Origin of the sequence: Paenibacillus campinasensis (assembly GCF_002272015.1) — a bacterium.
In the GTDB taxonomy this organism is placed as follows: domain Bacteria; phylum Bacillota; class Bacilli; order Paenibacillales; family Paenibacillaceae; genus Paenibacillus_AQ; species Paenibacillus_AQ campinasensis.
This window is the reverse complement of the sequence record NZ_NPBY01000136.1, coordinates 1-1326: the sequence shown is the minus strand read 5'-3', so window position 1 is coordinate 1326 and position 1326 is coordinate 1. Positions and strand designations below refer to the sequence as shown.

The 1326-nt window shown below is 37.7% G+C and carries 2 protein-coding genes; both read left to right on the top strand.

Going from position 1 to position 1326, the window contains the following annotated elements; translation table 11 throughout:
* A partial coding sequence (locus tag CHH67_RS25715; protein WP_095268208.1) for an HNH endonuclease occupies positions 1–564 on the top strand: 564 nt, incomplete at its 5' end.
* Between the two features lie 17 nt (positions 565–581).
* Positions 582–1049 carry a DUF6985 domain-containing protein gene (locus tag CHH67_RS25710; protein ID WP_095268207.1) on the top strand — a complete coding sequence of 156 codons (468 nt, stop codon included), beginning with the start codon at positions 582–584 and terminating at the stop codon, positions 1047–1049.
* The last annotated feature ends 277 nt before the right edge of the window (positions 1050–1326 follow it).

Genomic DNA, 1326 nt, shown 5'->3' with positions numbered 1-1326 from the left:
AATACTCCTTCTGCCTTTAAACAGACTGAATTTGCTAGTTCTTATAAAGCGAGACTTAGTCAAACGCCATCACCTAATAATAAAACGGTTGGTTTTGAGGGGCAAAGGGGCGAATCAAAATGTATTTTAAAACCACCACCAGACCCTGAATTGAAGAAGATATTAGACGAAGCAGGTATTGATGGGATAAATTATAAGAACGGAGTACCTGATTTTTCGCCTGTAGCAAAAGCAGAACTTGAAATTGACCATATGGTGGGCGGAGTTGGTAGTAATGGAACTAAAGCTAGAACTGCGAATTTTAAACAGGCAGATATAAAATTGGCAGAGCAACTTAATAACTCACCTGAGTTGGCTAGTCAATTTGGGTTAACCCCAGGAAAAATTAAGTCGGGGGACATTGCAGATATTCGCGAAGAATTAAAGCTAACTTGGCATGAATTAAATGATGGTAAAACAATTCAACTTGTGCCATCTGAAATTAACAGCAAATTCGGACATCTAGGTGGCGTAGGAGAGATAAACGCAGGAGCGTTTGAACCGGGCGGATTTGCTAATAATTAGAAGGGAGATTTCTCAAAGTGAAAATTAATGATGCAGTTTTCGGTGAACTTGAATACGATTATGTGTGGAGCAAGGATATTACAATTGAGTTTTTCGGAAAAAGAGTCAATATTGCTTTGATGGTAGATGGTGAAGAAGATGGCGAATTTAGTGGAAAACAGTATGCTTCATATACTGCTTTAATAGAAAATTGGGGGGATATTCAGCAAAGTATTTTGACACCAATTTTAGACTATTACAAACAGAAGCGATCTGGACTTGGGTATGATGTTTCATATGATGAAAATTACCCTTTAATTGAAACAAATGATAAACTTCTTGAAAATATCAAGCTAGTTGGGATTTATGTTCCATCTGCAAGACGATTTGAAGGCAGATATATTGGACTAACATTTGACTGTACATGGGATGAAGAAAATGGGGTTGGTATACGTCTAATTAATGAAGAAGTAGCTAGGGTGGGATACCAAGATGTGGCACTTTGAGTATTTGTGGGCTACCCAGTGCCGAATATACCCATCGTTCTACCAATAACACATATAACCCATGTAGATGTGTCATTTAGTTTGTACGCACACATCAATGTTTGAATTTTATACCCTAAATAATGTTATTCGGTTACGTTGGATAGGTCGATTATGGTCAGATACCACCATGATCGATCTGTTTTTTTATCTTCGTTGACTTGCATTTTTTAAATTAAGCGCAATATTGTGAAAAGATATCGGGCTGGAGCTGGAAGGCCTGATCAAAACCCCGGTT